Source organism: Geminocystis sp. NIES-3708 (genome assembly GCF_001548095.1).
In the GTDB taxonomy this organism is placed as follows: domain Bacteria; phylum Cyanobacteriota; class Cyanobacteriia; order Cyanobacteriales; family Cyanobacteriaceae; genus Geminocystis.
On sequence record NZ_AP014815.1, the window covers coordinates 175,982 to 200,590 of the forward strand.

At 31.7% G+C, this 24,609-nt stretch carries 16 protein-coding genes; 10 read left to right on the forward strand and 6 right to left on the reverse strand.

The features are described 5' to 3' along the window. Positions 1 to 64 precede the first annotated feature (64 nt). Both ovoA and egtD read right to left on the reverse strand, forming a co-directional pair. A complete protein-coding gene (ovoA, locus tag GM3708_RS00735) occupies positions 65 to 1,384 on the reverse strand; it encodes a 5-histidylcysteine sulfoxide synthase (RefSeq protein WP_066343114.1) in 1,320 nt (439 codons plus the stop codon). A 96-nt stretch (positions 1,385 to 1,480) separates the two neighbouring features. Then, positions 1,481 to 2,473 carry an L-histidine N(alpha)-methyltransferase gene (gene egtD, locus GM3708_RS00740; protein ID WP_066343119.1) on the reverse strand — a complete coding sequence of 331 codons (993 nt, stop codon included), beginning with the start codon at positions 2,471 to 2,473 and terminating at the stop codon, positions 1,481 to 1,483. A gap of 392 nt (positions 2,474 to 2,865) precedes the next feature. Here egtD and GM3708_RS00745 point away from each other — a divergent pair, with 392 nt between their 5' ends. Both GM3708_RS00745 and GM3708_RS00750 read left to right on the forward strand, forming a co-directional pair. Beyond that, entirely contained in the window at positions 2,866 to 3,807 is a 942-nt protein-coding gene (locus GM3708_RS00745) for a spermidine synthase (RefSeq protein ID WP_066343127.1), read from the forward strand. 271 nt (positions 3,808 to 4,078) lie between these two features. Further along, complete coding sequence (locus GM3708_RS00750) at positions 4,079 to 7,567, forward strand: response regulator (protein ID WP_066343128.1); 3,489 nt, start codon at positions 4,079 to 4,081, stop codon at positions 7,565 to 7,567. Positions 7,568 to 7,769: 202 nt separating this feature from the next. Here the strand turns inward: GM3708_RS00750 and GM3708_RS00755 are convergent, their stop codons facing one another. Together GM3708_RS00755 and GM3708_RS00760 are read right to left on the reverse strand one after the other, a co-directional pair. Next, positions 7,770 to 9,773, reverse strand: a complete 2,004-nt coding sequence (locus GM3708_RS00755) for an NAD(P)H-quinone oxidoreductase subunit 5 (protein ID WP_066343134.1) — start codon at positions 9,771 to 9,773, stop codon at positions 7,770 to 7,772. Between the two features lie 109 nt (positions 9,774 to 9,882). Further along, positions 9,883 to 10,647, reverse strand: a complete 765-nt coding sequence (locus GM3708_RS00760) for a hypothetical protein (protein WP_066343136.1) — start codon at positions 10,645 to 10,647, stop codon at positions 9,883 to 9,885. A gap of 169 nt (positions 10,648 to 10,816) precedes the next feature. On the opposite strand from GM3708_RS00760, the gene GM3708_RS00765 reads away from it, so the two are divergent. The 4 genes from GM3708_RS00765 to GM3708_RS00780 all read left to right on the forward strand — a co-directional run bounded on the left by GM3708_RS00765 (position 10,817) and on the right by GM3708_RS00780 (position 17,361). Next, on the forward strand, positions 10,817 to 12,853 hold the full coding sequence (locus GM3708_RS00765) for a hypothetical protein (protein WP_066343141.1): 2,037 nt from the start codon (positions 10,817 to 10,819) through the stop codon (positions 12,851 to 12,853). Between the two features lie 12 nt (positions 12,854 to 12,865). Continuing rightward, positions 12,866 to 15,571, forward strand: a complete 2,706-nt coding sequence (locus GM3708_RS00770) for a CBS domain-containing protein (protein ID WP_066343143.1) — start codon at positions 12,866 to 12,868, stop codon at positions 15,569 to 15,571. Between the two features lie 105 nt (positions 15,572 to 15,676). Further along, positions 15,677 to 15,970, forward strand: coding sequence for a hypothetical protein (locus GM3708_RS00775; RefSeq protein ID WP_066343146.1), 294 nt, complete (start codon positions 15,677 to 15,679; stop codon positions 15,968 to 15,970). 155 nt (positions 15,971 to 16,125) lie between these two features. Then, on the forward strand, positions 16,126 to 17,361 hold the full coding sequence (locus GM3708_RS00780; protein ID WP_231933011.1) for a VWA domain-containing protein: 1,236 nt from the start codon (positions 16,126 to 16,128) through the stop codon (positions 17,359 to 17,361). A gap of 244 nt (positions 17,362 to 17,605) precedes the next feature. Here the strand turns inward: GM3708_RS00780 and GM3708_RS00785 are convergent, their stop codons facing one another. After that, a complete protein-coding gene (locus tag GM3708_RS00785) occupies positions 17,606 to 18,928 on the reverse strand; it encodes a hypothetical protein (protein ID WP_066343148.1) in 1,323 nt (440 codons plus the stop codon). Between the two features lie 355 nt (positions 18,929 to 19,283). Between GM3708_RS00785 and GM3708_RS00790 the strand changes: the two genes are divergently transcribed. Both GM3708_RS00790 and eno read left to right on the forward strand, forming a co-directional pair. Further along, complete coding sequence (locus tag GM3708_RS00790; RefSeq protein WP_066343150.1) at positions 19,284 to 20,033, forward strand: DUF3887 domain-containing protein; 750 nt, start codon at positions 19,284 to 19,286, stop codon at positions 20,031 to 20,033. 28 nt (positions 20,034 to 20,061) lie between these two features. Continuing rightward, entirely contained in the window at positions 20,062 to 21,351 is a 1,290-nt protein-coding gene (eno, locus tag GM3708_RS00795) for a phosphopyruvate hydratase (protein ID WP_066343161.1), read from the forward strand. A gap of 65 nt (positions 21,352 to 21,416) precedes the next feature. Here the strand turns inward: eno and GM3708_RS00800 are convergent, their stop codons facing one another. Further along, positions 21,417 to 21,818, reverse strand: coding sequence for a DUF4278 domain-containing protein (locus GM3708_RS00800; RefSeq protein ID WP_066343163.1), 402 nt, complete (start codon positions 21,816 to 21,818; stop codon positions 21,417 to 21,419). A 236-nt stretch (positions 21,819 to 22,054) separates the two neighbouring features. On the opposite strand from GM3708_RS00800, the gene GM3708_RS00805 reads away from it, so the two are divergent. Beyond that, complete coding sequence (locus tag GM3708_RS00805) at positions 22,055 to 22,747, forward strand: Crp/Fnr family transcriptional regulator (protein ID WP_066343171.1); 693 nt, start codon at positions 22,055 to 22,057, stop codon at positions 22,745 to 22,747. Between the two features lie 85 nt (positions 22,748 to 22,832). Beyond that, positions 22,833 to 24,578 carry a M61 family metallopeptidase gene (locus GM3708_RS00810; protein WP_066343173.1) on the forward strand — a complete coding sequence of 582 codons (1,746 nt, stop codon included), beginning with the start codon at positions 22,833 to 22,835 and terminating at the stop codon, positions 24,576 to 24,578. The last annotated feature ends 31 nt before the right edge of the window (positions 24,579 to 24,609 follow it).

Here is a 24,609-nt window from a genome sequence, read left to right on the forward strand (position 1 = left end):
ACAATCTAGCAAGATTTTTTGAGTATCTAACAATTCAGAATGTTAATTTTTGTTTTATTTTCATTTATTTATTGATAACAACTCTAAAACCTGCGTGTTGATAAAAATAAGGACGAAACCAGTTACGATAATAAGATGTTGCCTCATAACCGTTGGTTGCCCACGAACCGCCGATGAGCATATAATGACGATCATCAAAAAAAGGTGCAGAATAATCTTCGTATAAATAATGAGGTTTAAAGCCTGATAAGGGAGTAAAAATATCTCCTAACCATTCCCAGACGTTTCCTCTTAAATCGTAAATACCTTGAGGATTTCTTGCTGTTTCTAAACTACCCACGGGATGAGGAGAAATAAATTTGAAATCAAGGTTATAGTTATTAACGTTATAATCGCTTTTTTGTTGAAGAAATTGCCATTGTGCTTCACTCATTAACTGATAGTTTTTTCCCGATTTTTGTGATAGATAACAACAATAAGCATTAGCTTCATGATGATTTACTTCTACTGGAAAATCTAAAGGTAAATCAATTTCATCAAACATCAATCGGTAATAATAATTATCTAACGATTTACGCCAAAATTTAGGATAAATAACATTGTTTTCTTGTTTCCATTGCCATGATATTTCATCCCAATAATTTTCATTCTCATAACCTTTGCTATTAACAAACTCTAAAAATTCGCCGTTAGTAATCATATATTTACTAACTTGAAAAGGATTAACTATCACTTCTTTTTCGCCAAAATCAATATCCCAACCGTAAAGATTATCTTTTTTTTTCTTCCCCAATGTCACTATACCTCCTTCTACTTTTATCATCTCATTTTGAGGCTGTTTTCCTTGAGATTTTGCATAATTCCATTGACTTGGTTTCGTTACTAATTCTAAGGGTAGTTGTCGAATTAACATCGAGGAAGTTTCTATATGTATTTTTTGATGTTCTATACTCATAACTATTCCCCACCAAACACTATCAGGAGTTATGGGTAAAGTTAAAGGAGTTTTTTCGATGATATTAATAACGGTTTTATAGGCTTGATGACGATAATGCCATAATTCTTCTACTTTTGCCCATTTTACGGAAGCAATCGCTTGTTGTAGTTCAGATGGTGTTTCGGGATCTACTCCCATTTCATATAATTTTTCATAGTCTGGATTAATTCGTTGACTTTCTTTTAATAAGCCAAGAATAACTAATTTATTAAGATAAAAAACCGCAGAATGTCCTAAATAAAAAATTAAGGGATTACGTAAAGAATCAGGATTTTGATAAAAAGTTTCAGAGTTAATAATACTTTTAAATAATAAATCTTCTGTTTGCCAAGAGTCAGTTAAATAATTAATAATATCTTCTTTCTTGCACTCATTTAAAATTAACATTTTTACACCTTAAAATCCTTCACCAAAAATAATATTAAATTTCTTTGCATCTTTGCACCTTTGCGAGAAAAAAATTAGACAATTAACTAAATAAAACTAAATTAGTTGAGTTAAAATTAATCCAAAATAATTATCTTTATCAGTCCAATATTTAATAGTTTTAAGTTGATGATTATTCAAAAATTCTTGCATTTGATTTAAGTTAAACTTTCGAGAAATTTCTGTTAAGACAGGCTCATTTTCTTGAAAATTAATGTTTAAGTCTAATTTATCTAATCTGACTTCATGATTTTTTTGAGCATATAAATACATCTCAATTTGTTGATTCTCTTGATTATAAATAGCTTGATGTTTAAATAGATTAATGTCAAAATTACCATCAAAACAAGCGTTAAGATGAGACAACATATTAAGATTAAATGCGGCCGTTATGCCTCGACTATCGTTATAAGCATTTTCTAAAATATTAACTGATTTTTGTAAATCGATGCCCAACAAAAAATAATCACCTACTTGCAATATATCTCGAACTTCATTAAAAAGCTCATCGCTTTGCTCATAAGTAAAATTACCTAATGTACTCCCTAAAAAAATAATCATCCGTTGGGGTAAAGAAGAAATAGGAAGTTGCAATAAAGCTTGTTCATAAGTTCCCGCTAAACCTAAAATGGATAAATTATCATATTCTTCATGCAATTGTAAGGCACTATTTTTCAGGATTTCGCTACTAACATCGATAGGTACATATTGCCAAGATTTACCTAAACTATCATAAGCGGATAATAACAGGCGAGTTTTCGTCGAGCTACCACTGCCTAATTCTACTAATTCGCAAATTCCTGTTATCTCGGCAATTTCTTGACTCGCAGTCATTAAAATAGAAGTCTCGGTGCGAGTAGGATAATATTCAGGTAAATCGCAAATTTTTTCAAATAATTCTGAACCGAGGCGATCATAAAAATATTTTGATGGTAAACTTTTGGGTATGCTGGTTAAACCTTGAATAACATCAACACCTTCATCAAGATTAGTAGAAAGACTCTTCAAATACTTAATATTTATTTTTTTCTCTTGATTGATAATCAGCATAGTTAATTTTAAGATAGTTGTATTTAAAAATACAAGTTTTAACAATTAAATTTGTACAATCCTATCATTTCATTGATCAAACTTTTCACTAGACTTTTTCCAAAATTAACTTAATGGATAATATAGCAATCTTACGATGGGAGTTGTAAAATTTTCAGAGATATTAGCTATCATTTATCTGTTCTCAAATATAGTAGGATTTACAGATTTATGTTGTCATGTTTAATTATTCACAAATGATTTACTATTGCTATAGATAACAGGCAATAGATTAATATATTTTCACTATTTACAACCCTTAAAAAAAGTGCAAAATAAAAATTTAACTTGACTTTAACTAAAATTTTATGTTATCTTAGAAGTTTGCTCTAAAATCAGGAGAATAAGAAAACATGGCTGGATCTCAATTAAATGCGGATGTTTGGATTAGTGAATACATCACCCCTTATGATATTTATGTTCACGGTATCACTAGCATTCTCGCCCATAAGAAGACTCCTTATCAAGAAATGTATATTGTGGAAAGTGGTGCTTATGGTAAAGCTTTAGTATTAGATGGGAAATGGCAATCTTGTACGGGAGATGAATTTTTATATCATGAAGCATTAGTACATCCAGCCATGGTTAATCATCCTAATCCTGAAAATGTTTTGATTTTAGGTGGCGGAGAAGGTGCAACTACTAGAGAAGTTTTTCGCTGGAATGCTGTCAAAAAAGCTATGATGGTGGACATTGATGGTGATGTAGTGGAAGCCTGTCGTCAACATTTACCTGAAATGCACCAAGGTTCTTTTGATGATCCTCGTTTAGAATTAATTATCGGTGATGCTTTTAATGTTTTAGATACTACTGAACCTACATGGGATATTATTATTTCCGATTTGTCTGATCCTATCGAAGAAGGTCCTTCTTTTCAACTGTTCACCAAAGAATATTTTTCTCAGTTAAAGCAAGTTTTAAGAGAAAATGGTATTGTTGTAATACAAGCTGGTCCTATTGCCCCAGCAAATCTTCATATTCACGGGCGTTTAGTAAATACTCTTAAAGCTGTGTTTAGCAATGTTCATGCTTATTTTGCCCCAACTTGTACTTATGGCTCGGCATGGGGCTTTGCAATTGCTTCTGAATCAAGATTTGATACTATTCCTAATCCTGAAAAAATTGATCTTTTATTAGAACAAAAAACCAGTAATGATTTTCGTTCTTTTGATGGTATTAGCCTCTTGGGAATGTTACAAACTCCGGGTTATGTCAGACAATGTATTGAGAAAGAAACAGAAGTTTATAGCATTACTCAACCACCCAAATTCTTCGGCAAAGGGGTGAATAATTAACGATTAACAATAGACCTCTTGCAAAATAAAAATTAAAATCTATTTAAGGTGAGAAATTATTAATTGTAATAATCATTACCTATTCATTACACATGGCTCATTACCTGACTTTTGCAAGAAGTCTAATTAACAATTAAAGCATGATTATTTTCTGAAAGAACATACAGAATATAGATGATATAATGTTCCTAGGACTGCTAATAGGGATACAAAAGTCTTATCTAAAGAATTTCATCTTTTCTTATTCCTTTGCAATGTAAAAAATTTTTTCATGCCAAAATTACCAAAACGCCAAAAATCTCCACAATCTCAATCTCATCTGGGGATTTCCCTGAAATGGTTGTTAATTGTGCCTTTTATGGTGCAAATTGTAGGGGCTGTCGGTTTAGTCGGTTATCTATCTTACAAAAGTGAACGAGATTCCATTGAAGAGTTAATTATTGAAATTCATCGAGAAACTACTAATAATGTTGTTCAGTATTTAGATAATTATTTAGCTACCCCCGTATTAATAAATCGGATTAATGCGGAGGCTTTTTACGAAGGATTATTAAAACTTGATAATATCCCCCAACTAGAGCGTTATTTATTTCGACAACTACAACAATTTCCCACAGTAAGTCATATTATGGTGGGCACAGAAGCGGGAATTTTTCGGGTGGCTAATCGTAATCCTTCTCCCAGTTTATTACGAGCAAATCCTGTACAACCCAACCAAGTTTATGTTTATAAAGTAGATGAAAAAGGTAATCCTATTGGTGTAATTAATACTTTTAAAGCCTTTAAACTCCAAACTCGCCCGTGGTATAAAAATGCCGTCAAGGCAGGTAAACCTACTGCTATACCGATTTTTCAGTTATCAGATAATACTGATCTTTCCCTCAATAGTAGTCATCCCATTTATGATCAAAAAACAGGTAAATTATTAGGAGTTTTTTCCGCCGCATCAGATTTAAACTTTTTTCGCAAATTTATTGCTAATTTGAAAGTAGGTAAAAATGGACGAGTATTTATTGTTGATAAGGATGGTTTTTTAATTGGTAATTCGACACAATATTTACCTTTTCATAAAATAGAAAAAAACGGCAAAATTATTCTTGAAAAAATTAAGGCAGTTGACAGTGAAGATTATTTAATTCAATCTACCAGTATTTATATAAATGACAAATTTCAAAGTTTTGGGATATTATCAAAAAAGATACAATTTGACTTTTTTACCGAAAATGAGCGTCATCGACAATTTGTACAAGTTATTCCTTATCATCATAATTTAACAAAAGATTGGTTCATTGTGGTTGTTGTACCTGAATCAGATTTTACTGCCAGAATTGAAAAAAATAATCAACAGACTATTCTTTTATCTTTCCTCACCTTTGTTACTACTACAGGAATTGGTATTTTTACCGCCCGTAAAATTACTTTACCCGTTTCTAAAATAAGTGAAGCAAGTAAATCTCTGGCTGAAGGGGAATTAGAACAATTTTTATCAGAAGATTCGATGATTACAGAAATAAAATTGTTATCGACATCTTTTAATGAAATGTCAAAGCAAATTCAGCAATCTTTTGATAACGTAGAAATTGCATTACAAGAATCTGAGGAAAAATATAAAACCCTGTTTAACACTTTACCGATAGGAGTTTCTATTACCAATTCTCAAGGTAAAATTATCGAAAGTAATCCTGCTTCAGAAAAAATTTTACAGATTCCCGTAGAAGAAGCCACAAGCCAAACTTATGATTCTCCCCAATGGAAAATTATGCGTGAAGATGGTTCACCTATGCCCTCGGAAGAGTATCCTAGTGTTAGGGCTTTGAAGGAAAATCGCCATATTCAAAATGTGGAAAATAGTATTATTGCACCTAATGGTAATATAAGTTGGATAAGTATTAGTGTTGCCCCTATTCCCATCGAAAATTATGGGGTTGCTATTACTTACATTGATATAACAAAGAGAAAAAAAGCTGAAAAAATTTTACAACATCAATTTAATCAACTTACCCTGTTAAGAAAAATCACTGACAAAATTAGACAAAGTTTAGACACAGAAACTATTATTCAATCCGCCGTAACAGAGATTGGTAAAACATATAAAGTTGATCGTGCCAACATTTACACTTATATTCAAGAAGAAAATAATATCAGAATTATTTGTGTAGCAGAATATCTCAATGGTAATTATCCCTCTATATTGGGGAGTGAAATATCCCTAACCAATAATTTGTATATGCAAACTCTGATTAAGAAAGAGGGAGCAATACCTGTTAATGATGTTGATAATAATGAATTATTAAAATTTGTTCTACCTTTTATTAAATCCTTACAGATAAAATCTTTATTGGGAATAGGAACATTTTATCAAGGGGCAGTCAATGGACTTATCGGGCTACATTATTGCGATGATTATCATTACTGGACACAAAACGAAGTACAACTACTGGAATCTTTAGCAGGGCAACTAGGAATTGCCATCGCACATTCTCAACTATTACAGCAAGAACAACAACGATTACAGGAACTAGCACAAAAAAATATTGATTTACAAAAAGCCCAACAAATTGCAGAAGCGGCGACTCAAGCTAAGAGTGAATTTTTAGCGAATATGAGTCATGAAATTCGCACTCCCATGAATGGTGTTTTGGGCATGACGCAACTACTAGCAATGACAAATCTTGATGATGAACAACAGGATATTGTCAAAACCATTCAAGATAGTGGCAATGCACTTTTAACTATTATCAACGATATTTTAGATTTTTCCAAAATTGAATCAGGAAAACTAGATTTAGAAGAACGTCCTTTTAATTTATCACATTTAATTAAGTCGATCTCTGACTTAATGTATCATAGTACTTCTAGTAAAAATATCAATCTCCAATATTTTGTTCATCCTGATATTCCCGACAATTTCATCGGCGATGTTTCCCGTTTACGTCAAATTTTGTTGAATATTATCGGTAATGCTATTAAATTTACCTCTGAAGGGGAGATTTTTATTGGGGTAGAAAAAAGCAAAGAAACAATAACCACAAAAAAATTATCAGATCAATTTAATTTGATAGTCAGTATTCGAGATACAGGTATTGGCATAGATGGCGATCGCATTAAATTATTATTTCAACCTTTCAGTCAAGGAGATGCTTCCATCAGCCGTAAATATGGGGGTACAGGCTTAGGATTAGCTATCAGTAAAAGTTTAATCAATCTTCTGGGCGGTCAAATTTGGGTAGAAAGTAGAGAAAATTTCGGAGGTAATCCTCCTGAAGATTGGACGTTAAATTTATGCACTCATCAAGGTACAACATTTTATTTCACCATTAAACTTAAAATTCCTCTGGAAAATGAAATTGAGCTAGAAAAATCATCCTTAAAACTGGAAGAATCATTATCCATCAAACCGTTAAATCTTAAAATACTTCTCGCAGAAGATAATAAAATTAATCAAAAAGTAGCGTGTTTAACCCTCAAAAAACTTGGTTACACCGCCGATATTGCTAATAATGGGAAAGAAGTATTGGAAAAACTAGAAAAACAAGCCTACGATGTGATTTTAATGGATATACAAATGCCTGAAATGGATGGTTTAACGGCTACTCAATTCATCCGTCAATCATCTCTACCTCAACCTTATATCATCGCTTTAACAGCGAATGCTTTAGAAGAAGATCGTCAAAAATGCTTATCTGTGGGGATGAATGATTATCTTAGTAAACCCATTGCCATAGAACAACTGAAAGAATCTATTTGTAAAATAAATTAAACTTAGATCTTATATAAGTACATTGATAGCTAACAGATAAACCTTAGAAAATAAATTTTGATATTACTAAAGTCAACAATTATTATCTTTGCTCATTTCTACTAAAGGAAATAAAAGTGTTGCTCTTTGCCTTACTTTTATCAAAAAACTTTTTCAGCCATCCCTACTTATTACTTATTACTTATTAATACTTTTAAGATTGTTAACCAATCACAGTAAAGGCAACGGCAAAACCTAAAACGGCGGCGAAAACAATTAAAGCATAAAATTGTACCCTACCATTTTCCAGATATTTTAAGCCTTCACCACTAATAATTGTCACCAAACCTGTTAAGTTAACTGCACCATCAACTACTTTATAGTCAACTTCCATAATGGCACGAGCAATTCTACGACATCCTTGCACAAAGACTTTATCGTAAAACTCGTCAAAATACCATTTATTTAAGGAAAGCTCATATAAGGGTTGAATTTTTTCTGCGATCGCTTTGTAATCAATCTTGCCTTGTAAATAACACAAAGAAGCAATGGTGATACCAATTAAAGCGATACCAACGGAATTACCACCCATAATTAAAAACTCATTCAAGTCGAAATGATGAGCAACTTCTACCACTTCATTAGGAGATGCAATAAATTCCTCAAAACGATTATTCCAAGGCATACCCAACAAGCCAACAAATACAGAAGGAATTGCTAACATCATCAAGGGAAATGTCATGGTTAAAGGGGATTCATGAGGTTTTTCGCCATGATGCCCTTCATCACTTGGGCTAACACCTGCGGCTTTTAATAATTCTTCTTGAATTTTGTGATCTTTACCTCGGAAACCTCCTTCAAAGGTCATAAAATACATTCTAAACATATAAAATGCGGTTAAACCTGCTGTTAACCAGCCCACCAACCATAAAGCAGGATTGGCTTCAAATGCTAAACCAAGAATTTCGTCTTTTGACCAAAATCCAGCGAAAGGAGGAATACCACAAATAGCTAAAGTGCCGATGAGGAAGCAAGAAGAAGTAATAGGCATATATTTACGTAAATTTCCCATTAATCGCATATCTTGAGCTAAAACAGGCTCATGTCCCACAACTTCTTCCATGCCATGAATAACTGAACCTGAACATAAGAATAACATAGCCTTGAAGTAAGCGTGAGTCATAAGGTGAAATAATCCAGCACTATATGCCCCAATGCCCATAGCTAATACCATGTAACCTAATTGAGAAACCGTAGAATAAGCCAAGCCTTTCTTAATATCGTTTTGGGTAATGGCGATCGTAGCACCGAGAAAAGCAGTAAAACCACCAGTCCAAGCAATTACTGTCATTACTTCAGGAATCGGCTCAAATACGGGATACATACGAGCGATTAAAAATACACCAGCCGCTACCATTGTTGCCGCATGAATTAAAGCTGAGATAGGAGTGGGACCTTCCATCGCATCAGGCAACCATACATGAAGGGGAAATTGTGCTGATTTTGCCACAGGACCTAAAAAAACCAAAATTGCAAATAATGCCGCTAAACCCCCAGCAACTTGTCCTGAGAAGACCAATTCATGAAGGCGATCGCCCATAGGTATAAAATCAAAAGTACCAGTAGCCCAATACAATCCGAGCATACCAAGTAATAAGCCAAAATCTCCTACCCTATTGACGACAAAAGCTTTTTGACAGGCATCGGCGGCAGGTTTGCGATCGTACCAGAAACCGATGAGTAAATATGAACAAACCCCTACTAATTCCCAAAAGATATATACTTGTACGAGATTAGGGCTAATAACTAAACCTAACATGGAGGCACTAAAAATACTCAGATAGGCATAGAAACGGACATAACCCGCATCATGTGCCATATAACCATCGGTGTAGATCATCACCAACAACGCTACGGTAGTAACAATTACGAGCATTAAGGAACTAAGATGGTCGATAGTATAACCCATGCTGAGACTAAAGTCTCCAGCTGATGCCCATTCTATCATTTTTGTATAAGGTTCATGTCCTTGCCATTGACTCCAAAAAAGAGCGATCGCCATGGTTAAACAAACGCCTAAAGTAGAGATAATGAAAATAGAGTTAACTTGTCTTAATTTGTTGGTGGCTTGATTAAAAGAAATTAATCCTATACCGACTATCATTGAAGAGATGAGTGGTAGTGCTGGTACTAACCAAGCATACTCATATAATTTTAAACTATCCATCCTAAGTTATTGTCTAATTTATTCATAACGTTTTAATTGTGACATAGGATGATGAACAATGAACAATAAACTAAAACTGTTCAATAATTTATTTCTTGTTGTTTTACTTTTATTTTGTTCTTTTCGCACTCACACACTCACGTAATTTATCCCGTGCCATTAATCCGTCATTCCACTCCACTTTAGCAACGGATTTGCCTTCTATAGATATATCAAAACTCTCAACGTCATTCATTGCCTCTAATGCCATTTCAATGCTAGGTACAGTAAAGGAAATAGCGCCATAGGGTTCACCCGGCTGTATGTAGTTAAATACTTTTACGGTTTGTGGTGCTCCCGTTGATTGAGACAAAGTAGCTCTTATGGTTTGTAGTTTGTCTGGACGTGGAATATTTTCTCCCCAAAATGTTAATAGTGCACCTTGATAATCACCACCAGGTCCTGAAATGCGTATGAATCCGTCTTTTTTCCAGAAGAAAGCAGCACAATATTCTCCCGGTGCGGCATCATTTTTGCCCTGAAAGAAATCCCAACCACCGTTATGGTATCTTTGGAATCGAGGATCATTGGTTAATTGATCTACTTTTTGGGCATTTGAAATCACCAGTTGAATTAAACTAAAAGCCACATTTAGCCTTTCTTGCATGGGATCATAAGGCTGTGATGAAGGTGTCGAAAAACTTTCTTCTTCTTGTTGTGATCTGTTGATAGCTTCTTGTACTGCACCTATATCATTCATTTCTTGCCAATGTAATCTTTGTTGTTCACAAATGTTTGGCAAATCAGCACACGCTTGAGCTACTTTACCAACAGATAACACCAATGAAATTGTTGCAGTGGAAAGTATAAAACCAATTAAGTCAATTCGTGCCATTGCCAACCTCCTACATTGAAATACTCACTTTTTATTTCAATATTATACGAAGATAGTATAATAAAGTATAAATACTTAATAAATAAAAATATAAAAATTAATTTCAATACAGTTAAAATCAATTTTTACATTGTTATAATAAGTAAAAATTATAGTTAAAATTTAGCCTTTGTCTATTCTCGAATCTCAGCCGATTTGGATTGTCGGTGATAGTTGTTGCGGTAAAACAACCCGTTTAGCTTCTTTGATGGTGAAATGGTTTGAAACATCCTCTTTTCTTGAAAAACCTCTAATTTTATGTGCTAATAATCAAGGAAAAAAAACTTTGATTAATATACTGTTAAATTTGAATAGTAATAGTTATCAGACTAAAATCCGAACTCCTTTAGCATTGATGATGGAAGATGTTACCCTATTCTATCCCTTACTGTGTCAAGAATTAAATTTACCTTCACAATTACCTATACGTTTACGCTCAGAAACTGAACAAGAATTAGCTACTCAATTATGGCAACCACATTTAGCTACTGAGTTAGTGGGAATATTTGGCGGTGAATATAATTGCGTCAGACGTATTTTAGATTTTTTACAGTTAGCAACTTCGGGAGGAATTTCCCCTGAAAAAATTGGCGATCACTTATTACAGTCTCATGTTATTAATATAAATAACAAAAAAAATATCATAGACTTAATCCAAAAATTAATTTTACGATGGCGTGAATGGTGTTTAGAAAAAGGTTTATTAAGTTATGGTTTAATTTATGAACTTTATGGACTTTACTTATTACAAAATAATCATTATCAATCTTATTTAAAGAATAATTATAAAGCTATTTTCGCCGATGATGTAGATGATTATCCTGCCATGATGAAGGATTTAGCTGAAATATTTATAGAAGAAAAAAAATATGGAGTTTTTACCTATAATCAAAACGGCAAAATTTCTTTAGGTTTAAGTGGAGATCCTGAATATTTACAAAAACTATCCAATTTATGTAATCAAGAATTATTAATAATTAATCATCTCAATAGTTTACGGATAAAAGTTGAAAATATTATTTTAGAAACTATAAATAAAGGTTATTCTGACCAAAAGTTTCCTGAAAATATGATAAATATTAAAACAAATTCTAGGGGAGATTTATTAAATATAATAGCTGATTGTATTATTAAGTCAATTAAATCAGGAAAAATTCAAGCTGATGAGATAGCAATTATAGCTCCCGGATTAGATGAAATTGCCCGTTATACTATTATGAGTTATCTCAAAGATAATGACATAGAAACTAAGCCAATAAATGAACAACGCCCATTAATTACATCTCCTTTAATACGCAGTATTTTAACCCTTTTAACTTTATTATATGAAGGAAATGGTCTATTATTAAAAAAAGAAATGATTACAGAAATGTTGGTTATTTTATCATGGGAAAATATTGATTTGGTGAGAGGAGGTTTATTAGTAGATTATTGTTATTCTCCCGATATAAAATCACCCCGTTTATTAACAGTAGAATCATTTCCTAGATGGGATAGATTGACTTATCAAAGTTTAGAATATTACAATCAAATTCGAGAATGGATTGATCAAAATCAAGAAAAAATTAATCAAGGAAATAATCATCTTTTAGGAGTCATTGACAATATTTTAGAGCATTTTTTTCTGAATATAGAAAAATTAAACTATAGTCAATTAGCCACCATCAGAGAATTTAGAGAAACTGCTCAACATTTTTGGGAAATACAAAAACGATTGAAAAACGAAAATATCAACGATATACTTACTCAACTAATTAACTTATTACGTAAAGGTACAATTACAGCAAATCCCTTACCAATGACAACAATACCCCCTTTAATCGCTATTGAAACTAAAGCCGTAGCCATCGCATCTGTATATCAATATCGCTCTTCTCGTGTTCATCATCGTTGGCAATTTTGGTTAGATATTGGCACTAATTATTGGAGTCAAAGCGGAGAATTATTAGCTTCATCTATTTTATTAAAATCATGGCAACCAAATTCTCAAATTATTTCTGAGGAGATAGAATCAGAAAATGAAAGACTGACGAGAATCATGCAAGATTTATTAGCTAGAGTCACAGAAAAAATTTTTCTTTGTTATAGCGAGTTAGATGTTAAAGGTAGTGAACAGACAGGTAAATTATCATCTTTAATTAACAATTCCACTCAAAATTATCCTTAATTTAACAATCAAATGGATTTAATTTTATGTCATCAAACAGCAGATTTCGATGCTTTAGGGGCAGCCGTCGGTTTAACAAAATTACATCATGGTGCAAAAATTGTCTTAACTGGAGGGGCTCATCCTTCGGTAAAACGTTTTCTAGCATTGCATCGAGATGAACTAAATTTAATCGAATTTCGTAGTGTTAACCCTCAAAAAATCCGCCGTTTATTTATCGTTGATACTCAGCAAGGAGAGCGATTAGGAAAAGCATTGGAATGGTTACAGATGAAGAGTTTAGAATCTATTACCATTTATGATCATCACCCAGAAAATAAATCTATTAGTGCGACTACTTTTAAATATATCGAAAAAGTGGGAGCTTGTTCCACAATTATTTGTGAACTTTTGCAACAAAATTCTATCACCCTTAATAATATAGAAGCCACTGTCATCGCTTTAGGTATTCATGTGGATACTGGTTCACTTACTTTTGAACAAACTACTCCCAGAGATGCCTTAGCTTTAGCATGGTTGATGAGTCAAGGAATTAATATTCGCAGTTTAAGTGAATATGTTGAACCCAGTTTATCTCCCCAATTACAAGCATTATTTCCCCAAGTATTGAAAAATTTACACACAGAGATAATTAATGGTAGTTGTGTGGGGTGGATGGTGTTAGAAACTTCAAATTTCATTGCTGGATTGTCTAATTTAACAGAAAGAATTAGAAATTTAGTGGAAATTGATGTCTTATTGTTAGGACATTTTTATGGTAAAAAAGGCAAACAAGGAAAATTAACAATTATTGGACGTAGTAAGTTAGAGTCTGTGAATTTAGCTAATATTTTCACAGATTTTGGCGGTGGTGGACACAGTAGTGCGGCTTCTTTTTGTTGGCGATGTGATAATCCTCAAGATGTAATCGATAATTTACTACATCGTATTAAAAATTTAATTCCTCTTTCTCTTACCGCAACAGATTTAATGTCATCTCCTGTAAGAACAATTATTCCTTACACGACTATAGAAGAAGCTCAAAGAATTTTACTCCGTTATGGACATTCTGGTTTATGTGTTGTGAATAAAGAAGGAGAATTGCAAGGAGTGATTTCTCGTCGTGACATTGATTTAGCTTTACATCATGGCTTTTCCCATGCACCTGTTAAAGGTTATATGACAAAAAATGTACAAGTAATTAACCCTGATACTTCTTTAAATGAGATTGAAGGATTGATGGTAAATAATGATATTGGCAGATTACCCGTCATTAGGGATCATCAATTATTAGGCATTGTTACCCGCACAGATGTTTTAAGGTATCTTCATCAACCTAACTTCAATCTCGATAATTCTCAGGAAAAAGAAAATTCTCCTTTACTGTCTTGTTTTTTTCCCTCTTTGGCAAAACATTTACATCCATCCATCTGGAAATTATTACAACAGGCGGCAAGTTATGCACAAAGTCAAGGATGGCATCTTTATCTGGTAGGAGGAGGAGTAAGAGATTTATTACTGACACCAGAATCCGAAACTTTCTCCTTACAAGATATTGATTTAGTAGTAGACGGTTTTCATCGTAATGCTGTTACTGAAGCAGGAGTCAAATTAGCTGAAGCACTACAAAGTTTTTATCCTCAAGCCCGTCTCAGTATTCATGGAGAGTTTCAGACGGCGGCTTTATTATGGCATAAAGACAAAAATTTAGGCTCATTATGGTTAGATATTGCCACTGCACGCACGGAGTTTTATCCTTATCCAGCCGCAAATCCAGAAGTTGAATCTTCTTCCATTCGTCAAGATTTATATCGCCGAGATTTTACTATTAATGCCTTGGCTATAAGGCTTACTAATCCTCATGGTGGTGAGTTATTAGATTTTTTCGGTGGTTTACAGGATTTACGCTCGAATCTTATCAAAGTTTTGCATCCTAATAGCTTTATAGAAGATCCTACCAGAATTTTTCGGGCGGTGAGATTTGCAGTAAGATTAAATTTTACCATCGAAAACCAAACAAGAGAATATATCAACTATGCTATTTCTAGTGGCGTTTATGAAAGAGTTTCCCTCGAAAAAACTTCTATTCCTGCTTTAACAACCCGTTTGAAAGCAGAATTAACTTATATTCTTCAAGCCAAATACTGGAAACAGGCTTTAAAATTATTAGACGAAGTAGGTGCATTAATTTGTTTACATCCTCAGTGTAAATTGACTCCTGAATTATGGTGGCAAATTCGTTGTCTTCATCGATGGTTAAGATACTATAATTTGAATCAACAAAATCAGAAAGTATCTTCTTGGTTATTAAGACTAGAAATTATTTTGGCATCTTTTGAAGAAGGAGTAAAAGTAGCTGAAAATTTACAATTACCGAAAGAAAGTATTGAAAGATTAAGACACCTATCAATTGATAATGAAAAAATTAAAAATAGATTACTCTCTTGTGAAAGTATAAGTCAAAAGGTAGAATTTTTAGCAATCTATCAACCTTTTACCCTTTTACTTATCGCCGTCAAAAATAATAAACAAATTAGAAGTATTCTTTGGGATTATTTAATGCACTGGAGTAAAATAAAATCTCCTTTAAATGGAAAAGATTTACAGAATTTGGGTTATAAACCAGGGAAACAATATAAAGAAATGTTAACAAAAGTACAGGCTTTAGTATTAGATGGCAAGATTAAAAATAAAAAAGAGGCAATGGATTTTATTAGTAACAACTATCCCCTTGTATAATGAAATTTTTTAAATTTTAAAAAACTTTGACTTTTAGATATACTTTATATATCATTCATTATCCTTATATTATTTACTATTTGATCTATAAATTTATATAGTGTTATGAGCAAATCATCTTCCATAATATCTCAATCAAATCTTCAATCTCCTAATTTAGAATTACCCTCGACTGAGTTAATCAAAAAATCGCCAATTGCTAAGAAAAAAGTTGATAATGATATTACTAATAAAAAAGAAATCAACTACTTCAATATATTTAAAAATTTAATTATTGTTACCAGTATTATTTTTAGTTTTGGTGGTTTAGGATTTGGTTTGGGTTTACGTTATGGAATAAATGTTGATATTTATCAATCTAAAATTTTTCCTGCTAATAATTTCAATTCTTATGATTAGAACAATTATTTAGCTATTACTTATATTTAATAGACATCTCTAATAATTATTAATTTAGCAAAGATAAAACTTTTACTAAAAAGGTAAAAATCTTTTTTGACAAGTCTCGTATAAAGCAATAATATTTTACCGACTAAATAATGAGGAAATAAAAAATGAATAGAAAATTTTTATTAACTATCTTAGTATTAATGGGAATTCCTTTTTTTTTAACCATTCAAAAAATAACATCTAAAGCCGAAACTACAAGTTTTACTAATGACTTTTTAAAATGTGAAAATGAACAATGTTTTTCTGTTAAAAATCAAACACTATCATCAAAAAGTATTGCTAATAATACGACTATTGATAAACCAAAAATAGAAATAGCAATCTTACTCGATTCTAGTAATAGTATGGATGGTTTAATTGAGCAAACTCGAACTCAAATCTGGAAAGTTATTAACGCCATCTCTGATGTTACGAAGAATGAAGAAAAACCTATTTTTCGAGTGTCTCTTTATCATTATGGTAATAATTCCCTGCCTTCTGTAGAAGGATTTCAAAGAATGCTTAACGAGTTAACAACAGATTTGGATGTTGTCTCAGAAAAACTATTTAGTATTCAAACTAATGGAGGGCAAGAATATTCAGGTTGGGTCATTGATTCAGCGACAAAAGAGTTGCAATGGAGTGATAATCCAGATGATTTTCGTGTCATATTTATAGCAGGAAATGAACCTTTTGATCAAGGTAGTATGGATTGGCAAAAAGCGATTAATTCGGCGGTAAAAAAAGATATTTTAGTTAATACAATTTATTGTGGTTTGGCAGAAAACTCGGAAAGTGATTTATGGGTGAAGGCGGCGGATATGGGTAAGGGTAACTTTTTTAATATTAATCAAGATCAAGAATTTGTCAATATTCCCAGTCCTCATGATAAACAGATTACTGACTTAAATCAATCATTAAATCAAACTTATATTCCTTATGGTAATCAAGGTAATATTGGTTATGCAAGACAACAACAACAGGACATGAATGCTATTAGTAGCCCTAATTCTGAAGCTGTGTTAAATCGTGCCGTGACAAAAACTACGAGTAATTATCGTAATTCTAATTGGGATTTAGTTGATGCTTTTACTGATGGGGTTACGGATTTAAAAGCTATAGATAATAACAGTTTACCAGAAAATATGCGGGGAATGACTACAGAAGAAAAGATAAAATATATTCAAACCATGAAGGAAGAAAGAGAAAAAATCAGTAAACAAATAGCTGAATTATCTCAAAAAAGAGATGATTATATTCGCAAAAATCTTCCTCAATCTTTTCAAGAAAATACCCTCGATATTTTAATGATTGAAACTTTAAAAAAACAATTATCAGCAAAAGGATTTATTGTTAAATAATGAAAGGATTGCTGAAAAAATGCCTTTTTTGATAGCAAAAGAAAGATAAAAATTAGGAAAATATCGATAAATATAACGAAAGATATTAATTTAAGTATTAAGACTAAGTACAACTAAAAAAAGAAAATAAAATCAAAAATATTGAGTTTTTGAATAAATATAACCAAAATATTGCGATTTATTATTAATAGTATTTTAAAAACCTTGATTATATAAAATTTTATATTTATTCAGCTAATTTTTATCATTCATCTTTTTTCTGTCTAAGTCTTTTCTGCCATTGTTGATCTATTTTATCTTTTTGTGTTAACTGTTGATCTAGCAAATCTTTTTCTGTGGAATAAGCCAAATTTTCTTGATTGATAATTGTTTGATTAGCGAATTGTTGAGCATAATTAATTTTTAACTCTAATTCTTTACTAGATTTTAATATATTAGCTTTTTGTTCTCTTTTATTATTTCTTTCATTTACTTTATTATTGCGATTTTGTAGCCAAAAATAACGAATTAAAGGAATTGTTAAATAACTAATTGCATAAGTTAACAATAATGGGTAAAGAAAGTCAATAAATAAGATAAAACCACCAATTTCTTCTGCTATTTCTGGTGTTAATAATGAGCCTAAGACTAAAGCTAATACTATATTAACTGCACCTAAAACAATCGCCAATATTTTTTGACTACTTGTTGCTTGACTAAATTGCCATAAATTTTCTTTCAAATAAGGAGAGATAGCCACTTTTTCTCTAGCTTCTGCCTTGACTTGTAGTTCAGGAAAATAATAAATAATCTCACCTTTTTCTGATACTTCTGGATAACCATTAAAACGAATTAAAACAGGTAAAACATAACCTTCATCTCGTTCATTATAAATGTTAATATTATCTAAATAAGGAGCTAATTGTTCAGCGATAATCGCACCATTATTATTTTGAATTGTTGTGGCTATACTTCGCCAACGTTTTTCTTCAAAATTAGCATTTGGATTACCATCACCAAAAAGAAAAGAATAAATTGATTCTAAAAAATTAAGCTCATTTTCAGAAGAATTACTGATTTGTCTTTGATAACGCTTTTGTTGATAATTAGGGGTGAATATCCAGAAAATATCAGGAGAAAACCAAAACCTTGGGAAAAAGAAAGTTCCTCCTTCTTGTCTGCTTGAATTACTATTACTGTCACTATCACTATCATTTTTACTATTAATAGCTATTACAATTACTAAAATAGCTACAAGCATTAAAATAATAGAAGAAATTAATAAAATTCCAAAAGATATTCTAATTAAATAAAAAATAATTTGCCACGTTTTTTGTAAGAATTTTTGCCAACGTAATTGCCAATACTTATTTCTTAAAATACTACGAAAATTAGGAGAAAATAAATAAGCTATATCTCCTGTTTCAGCTACTTGTAAATTACCGTTGGTATCCGAAGCCAGATTTAATAATTCTTGTTGTACAATCTTTAAATCTAATCCCGATTTACTAGCAACATCCCCCACTGTAACTCGATAATTTAATTCTTCAATAGACTGCATAACCGCAGGATTTGGACTACTGATCATAATCAATAAATTAGGATTTTTTCTTTTAGTATGCCAAATTTTAGTTTCTTATTAGCAGTTTTTTGTCAGAATATAAAACAAAAGCAATTAAGATAGCATCCGACTGTGTGAGTTGTAAGATTTTTAGAGGTGTTGGTTGTTAGCTTTGAGCTATAGATAGTAAGATTTACAGACTTTTTTTAAAATTTTTAATGATTCACCAATAATTTAGGATTTTAATAGAGTTTTTAGACCAAACATATAATTACTGTAAGACAACGAAAAAAAGAATCAATAATAGGAACAATAAAAGCTAAAATTCATTCTCGGTAGCTAAATATTTAGCTAAAATTAATTTGTCAAATAATTTATTTTCATGAAAATTAGTAGATTTGTGACAGTCGGTTGTCTTTCTGTGATATTAGGAGGGTTAAGTTATCAAACCTCTAGTTATGCACAAACATCGGCGAATTATAGCTTAATAGCTCAAAATAATAATCAAGATCAATCCTCTCAACTTGAAGTTAAAGGTAAAGAGATTATCAATTTATTTTTTGCTGAAAAATTTGATTCTGTCATTCCATTATTGTCACCTCAATTACGAGGAGAAATTTCTCAAGAGCTAATTAAAAAAAATTGGGATGAGACTATTCAACGAAATGGTAAATTTAAAAATATCCAAGAGTCTAAAGTAATGATTACCCCCGGTAGTGATTTGGCTATTTTTACTCTTAACTTTGACAAAATAACAGAGGATTGGGTAATTATTTTCAATGATCAACAAGAAATTATCGGCTTAGATATTCCTACTTCTCAAAATATAGATACTATTTCCCGTAACTTTATCAATTCCCTTGTGAGCAGTGATTCTGCTGAAGCTAGGGCTTATCTTCATCCCTTTTTAAAAGAAAAGATTTTTCCTCAACAGTTACAATCTCGCTGGAATAGTTTTACCGAAGGCAAAGGAGAATTTAAAGGAATTACGACTACTACAGTTAGAAGTGCTTCAAAAAGTGACGATACGGATATAGTAATTATGGACTTAGAATTTAGTCAAAATAAAGAACAAATCTTCGTGATTTTTGACGATTCTAAGAGTATCATTGGTGTAGATTTTATTCAATAATTCTAAGGTTTAATAGGTAGGTGTATTCATGTTAGAACAACAATCAATGTTAATTGAAGAAATTACTGCTAGGGAAATTTTAGATTCTCGTGGAAGGCCCACTGTAGAAGCAGAAGTTCGTTTAGAAAGTGGTGTTGTCGGTTTAGCACAAGTGCCTAGTGGTGCTTCTACGGGTAGTTTTGAAGCCCATGAGTTACGAGATGGCGATCCGAAAAGATACGGTGGCAATGGTGTTTTAAAAGCAGTAGATAATATTCTTGACAAAATTGAACCAGCGATACTCGATCTCGATGCTTTTGATCAAGTGGGCGTTGATACGGCAATGATTAATCTTGATGGTTCACCGAATAAAAAAAATCTCGGTGCTAATGCGATTTTAGCCGTATCTTTAGCCAATGCGAAAGCCGCCGCAGGAGAATTAGGAGTTCCTTTATATCGTTATTTAGGTGGTCCTTTAGCTAATGTTTTACCAGTACCCATGATGAATGTGCTTAACGGCGGTTCTCATGCTAACAATAACGTAGATTTTCAGGAATTTATGATTATGCCTGTAGGTGCAGAAACTTTTTCTGAGGGTTTACGTTGGGGGGCGGAAATTTTTGCTTGTTTAAGCAAAGTTTTAAAAGAAAAAAATCTCCTCACAGGGGTAGGTGACGAAGGGGGATATGCACCTAATTTAGGTTCTAATCAAGAGGCTTTAGACTTATTGATTCAAGCCATTGAATCTGCTGGATATAAACCCGGTGAAGAAGTTGCTTTAGCGATGGATGTTGCCGCTAGTGAATTTTACAAAAATGGTCAATATAATTATGACGGCTCTAATCATTCCCCTATCGAATTTATCGATTATTTAGAAGGTTTAGTCGGTAAATATCCTATTATCTCGATTGAAGATGCTTTACATGAAGATGATTGGAATAACTGGAAATTACTCACCGAAAAACTCGGCTCTAAAATTCAGTTAGTGGGTGACGATTTATTTGTGACGAATATCACCCGTTTACAAAAAGGTATTGATTTAGGGATTGCTAACTCTATCTTGATCAAACTCAATCAAATCGGTACTTTAACAGAAACCCTCCAAACTATTGAATTAGCTACCCGTAAAGGTTATAGTTCTGTTATCAGTCATCGTTCTGGAGAAACCGAAGATACTACCATCGCTGATTTGGCTGTAGCTACTCGTGCAGGACAAATTAAAACAGGTTCTTTATGTCGTAGTGAAAGGGTTGCTAAATATAACCGTTTATTGCGTATTGAACATGAATTAGGAGATCGTGCCGTCTATGCCCCTAAAGTCGGTTTAGGTCCTCTTTAAAATTATTAGGTAATAGGTAATAGGTAATGGGTAATATTTCTCATTCCTAATTCCTATGTTCCTAATTATTTAATCGCTAATTCTTGAGATTCTTTTTTCAGCATTTCTAATAAATAATCATTATGACTATTTTCTGCTACTTTGATTCTTCTTTCTAAATTTTGTCTCAAATTATATAGATGCACTTGCTCTAAATTAGATTCGGGAAAATTGCTGACAATGCGAGAATGAGGTGCGATCGCAACTACAGGAGTTTCGGAGTTGGTCATTACGGGAGTAGCATTTGGACAAGTACTGTAACTAACACCACGATAAGTTAAAAACAGTTTGGGTTGAAGTTGTGGAATATGTCTGGGTAACTTATAATTACATTTATTGCCTCTATATTTACCAATAATGTCACTTTCTTTCATTTCTAATAAAGAAGTTTCAGATTTATATTGAGTACCACGATATTTCATTTTCATATTATTTTCTCCTAAGGTTATATGTTTTTATTTTATGAGTTTTAACATCTTTTTTCTTTCTGTATCTATTTTTACATTTTTACCAATTAAAGTAAAGACTATGTAAGGAAAACTTAAGATTTCAATTCCCTTCAATAATTGATGATTCTTAATTAGTTGATGTTCATAGACCAAATCGAGTAGAATGCAGTAGTTCAAGATCTTAAAATCAAGTTCTTATATTTAATTAATATTTCATGGAGACGCAAGAAATTAGCGATCTTTTTCCGTTATTTCATAACCTTAATACAGAAACCTTGGAATGGCTTTTATCCATGGGAGAAAGTGATAATTATGAATCAGGAGAAAGGATTATTACTGAAGATGACTGGGGTAAAGCTATATATTTAATAGTTTCTGGATGGGTAAAACTAGAAAATATTTACACTGAAGAAACTGTAACGGTAGAAATTATTGGGAAAGGTGGATGTGTTGGTGAAGCTGGTATTTTAAGCACTCTAAATGGTAATAGTCAAGTAGTAGCGATTTCTGCGGTAGAAGTATTTACCATCTCTGCACAAAGATTTCTTCAGATATTATTTCGGGATTCTCAAATACAAAACCGTTTCTTAAAATTGATGGTAAGTCGAGTTACTGAATTTCAAAAATATTGTCAATTTCATCGTCAGACAGGAAAAGTAAGATTAGCTACTGTTTTGATTTCCCTAGCAGATAAATATGGTGAAATAACAGAAACAGGGGTAAAACTTTATCATTTTCAATCACAAGATTTAGCTAATTTAGCTCAATTAAGTTTAGAAGAATGTGAACTAATTATCACGAAATTAAAAAATAAAGGCTTGATTTCTATTAAATATCATGATCATATCCTTTATATCTCTAACATAAAACAACTTCATCATATTATTGGAAAGTTAGGTAATGAATAATGAATAATTAGCTACCAACGATGAATAATTGAGGCAAAAATCTTCTTTGTCTAAATAAATAATTAATTATGATTTAATAAGAAAAATGAAAAAAAATAGTCCAAATATCCACTACTTTGTTTCCATGTCTTGTCCAGAATCTCATTTATTTGAGGTAACATTAAATATTGATAATTGGCAAGAAAAAACCCTAGATTTAAAAATGCCAGTATGGACTCCCGGCTCTTATTTAGTAAGAGAATATTCTCGACACTTACAAAATTTTACAGCTCATTTAACTGATAATAATAGTAATTTAATATGGGAAAAAAAAGCAAAAAATCATTGGTTAATCGATACACTAGAACAATCTCAAATAACAATTAAATATCAAATTTATGCTAATGACTTAACAGTGAGAACTAATCATTTAGATAGTACCCATGGTTATTTTAATGGTGCAGCATTATTTTTTTATATTCCTAATTATGAAAATTTACCTCTAAAAATTACGATTAATCCTCCTCAATCTCATTGGCAAATATCAACATCTTTACCGAAAATACAGTCCTTAGAAAATACTTTTTTAGCTGATAATTTTGATACTTTAGTAGATAGTCCTTTTGAAATTGGGACACAAAAAATTTATGATTTTGAAGTAGAAAATAAACCTCATCAATGGGTAATTTGGGGAGATGGTAATATTGAAATAAAAAAACTTATTCAAGATACAGAAAAAATTATTAAAACAGAAGAAAAAATATTCGGTAATTTGCCTTATGATAACTACTTTTTTTTATTACATTTATCAGCTAGTGGTTTTGGCGGTTTAGAACATAAAAACTGTTGTGTATTAAATTATCCCCGTTTTGGTTTTAAAAAATCAGAAAAATATTATCGTTTTCTTCAATTAGTTGCTCATGAATATTTTCATCTTTGGAATGTAAAAAGAATCCGCCCTAAAGCTTTAGAAAACTTTAATTATGAGCAAGAAAACTATACCACTTCTCTTTGGTTTTCTGAAGGTACAACCAGTTATTATGATATGATTATTCCCTTAAGAGCTGGGATTTATAACCATAAAACATTTTTTGAGTTATTAAGTAAAGATATTAGTCAATATTTAACAATCCCGGGGAGAAATATTCAGCCTTTAAGTGAATCTAGTTTTGATGCTTGGATTAAATTATATCGTCGAGATGCTTATAGTAATAATTGTCAGATTTCTTATTATTTAAAAGGACAATTAGTTACTTTACTTTTAGATTTACTAATTAGAAAAAATAGTGATAATGAAAAATCTTTTGATGATATAATGAAATCAATGTGGTTAAAATTTGGACAAAAAGAAATAGGCTTTTCTCCCGAACAATTAAAAAAAGAAATTGAGCTTATTGCTAATACAAATTTAACAGAATTTTTTCAATTATATTTAGATAGCACTGCTGATTTACCATTTAATGAATATTTTGAACCTTTTGGCTTAAAGTTAGAGCCGCAAATAGATGTCAATATACCACCTTATTTAGGCTTAAATATTCAAAGAAAAAATGGTAATGAAGAGATAACTTTTGTCGATGCCAATTCTCCTGCAGGAAAAGTAGGTATTGAAGCAGGAGATGAATTATTAGCGATAGATGGTTTTCGAGTAAATATTGATAATTTAACCGATAGATTATTAGATTATCAACCCAATGACACGATCAAACTCAGTTATTTTCATCAAGAAGAATTAAAAACTGTAGAGATAAAGTTAGCCACTCCTCAAACATCTAATTATCAAGTAAAAATGATTGATAATCCTACTAAAAAACAACAGGAAATGTTGAAAAAATGGCTTTATGTTATTTAGAAGTTGTTTCAGAAAACTAGAAGACAAGTGG

Coding starts and splice junctions, on each gene's coding strand:
- ovoA (WP_066343114.1), bottom strand. CDS start 1,384: ATGTTAATTTTAAATGAGTGCAAGAAAGAAGATATTATTAATTATTTA.
- egtD (WP_066343119.1), bottom strand. CDS start 2,473: ATGCTGATTATCAATCAAGAGAAAAAAATAAATATTAAGTATTTGAAG.
- GM3708_RS00745 (WP_066343127.1), top strand. CDS start 2,866: ATGGCTGGATCTCAATTAAATGCGGATGTTTGGATTAGTGAATACATC.
- GM3708_RS00750 (WP_066343128.1), top strand. CDS start 4,079: ATGCCAAAATTACCAAAACGCCAAAAATCTCCACAATCTCAATCTCAT.
- GM3708_RS00755 (WP_066343134.1), bottom strand. CDS start 9,773: ATGGATAGTTTAAAATTATATGAGTATGCTTGGTTAGTACCAGCACTA.
- GM3708_RS00760 (WP_066343136.1), bottom strand. CDS start 10,647: ATGGCACGAATTGACTTAATTGGTTTTATACTTTCCACTGCAACAATT.
- GM3708_RS00770 (WP_066343143.1), top strand. CDS start 12,866: ATGGATTTAATTTTATGTCATCAAACAGCAGATTTCGATGCTTTAGGG.
- GM3708_RS00775 (WP_066343146.1), top strand. CDS start 15,677: ATGAGCAAATCATCTTCCATAATATCTCAATCAAATCTTCAATCTCCT.
- GM3708_RS00780 (WP_231933011.1), top strand. CDS start 16,126: ATGAATAGAAAATTTTTATTAACTATCTTAGTATTAATGGGAATTCCT.
- GM3708_RS00785 (WP_066343148.1), bottom strand. CDS start 18,928: ATGATCAGTAGTCCAAATCCTGCGGTTATGCAGTCTATTGAAGAATTA.
- GM3708_RS00790 (WP_066343150.1), top strand. CDS start 19,284: ATGAAAATTAGTAGATTTGTGACAGTCGGTTGTCTTTCTGTGATATTA.
- eno (WP_066343161.1), top strand. CDS start 20,062: ATGTTAGAACAACAATCAATGTTAATTGAAGAAATTACTGCTAGGGAA.
- GM3708_RS00800 (WP_066343163.1), bottom strand. CDS start 21,818: ATGAAAATGAAATATCGTGGTACTCAATATAAATCTGAAACTTCTTTA.
- GM3708_RS00805 (WP_066343171.1), top strand. CDS start 22,055: ATGGAGACGCAAGAAATTAGCGATCTTTTTCCGTTATTTCATAACCTT.
- GM3708_RS00810 (WP_066343173.1), top strand. CDS start 22,833: ATGAAAAAAAATAGTCCAAATATCCACTACTTTGTTTCCATGTCTTGT.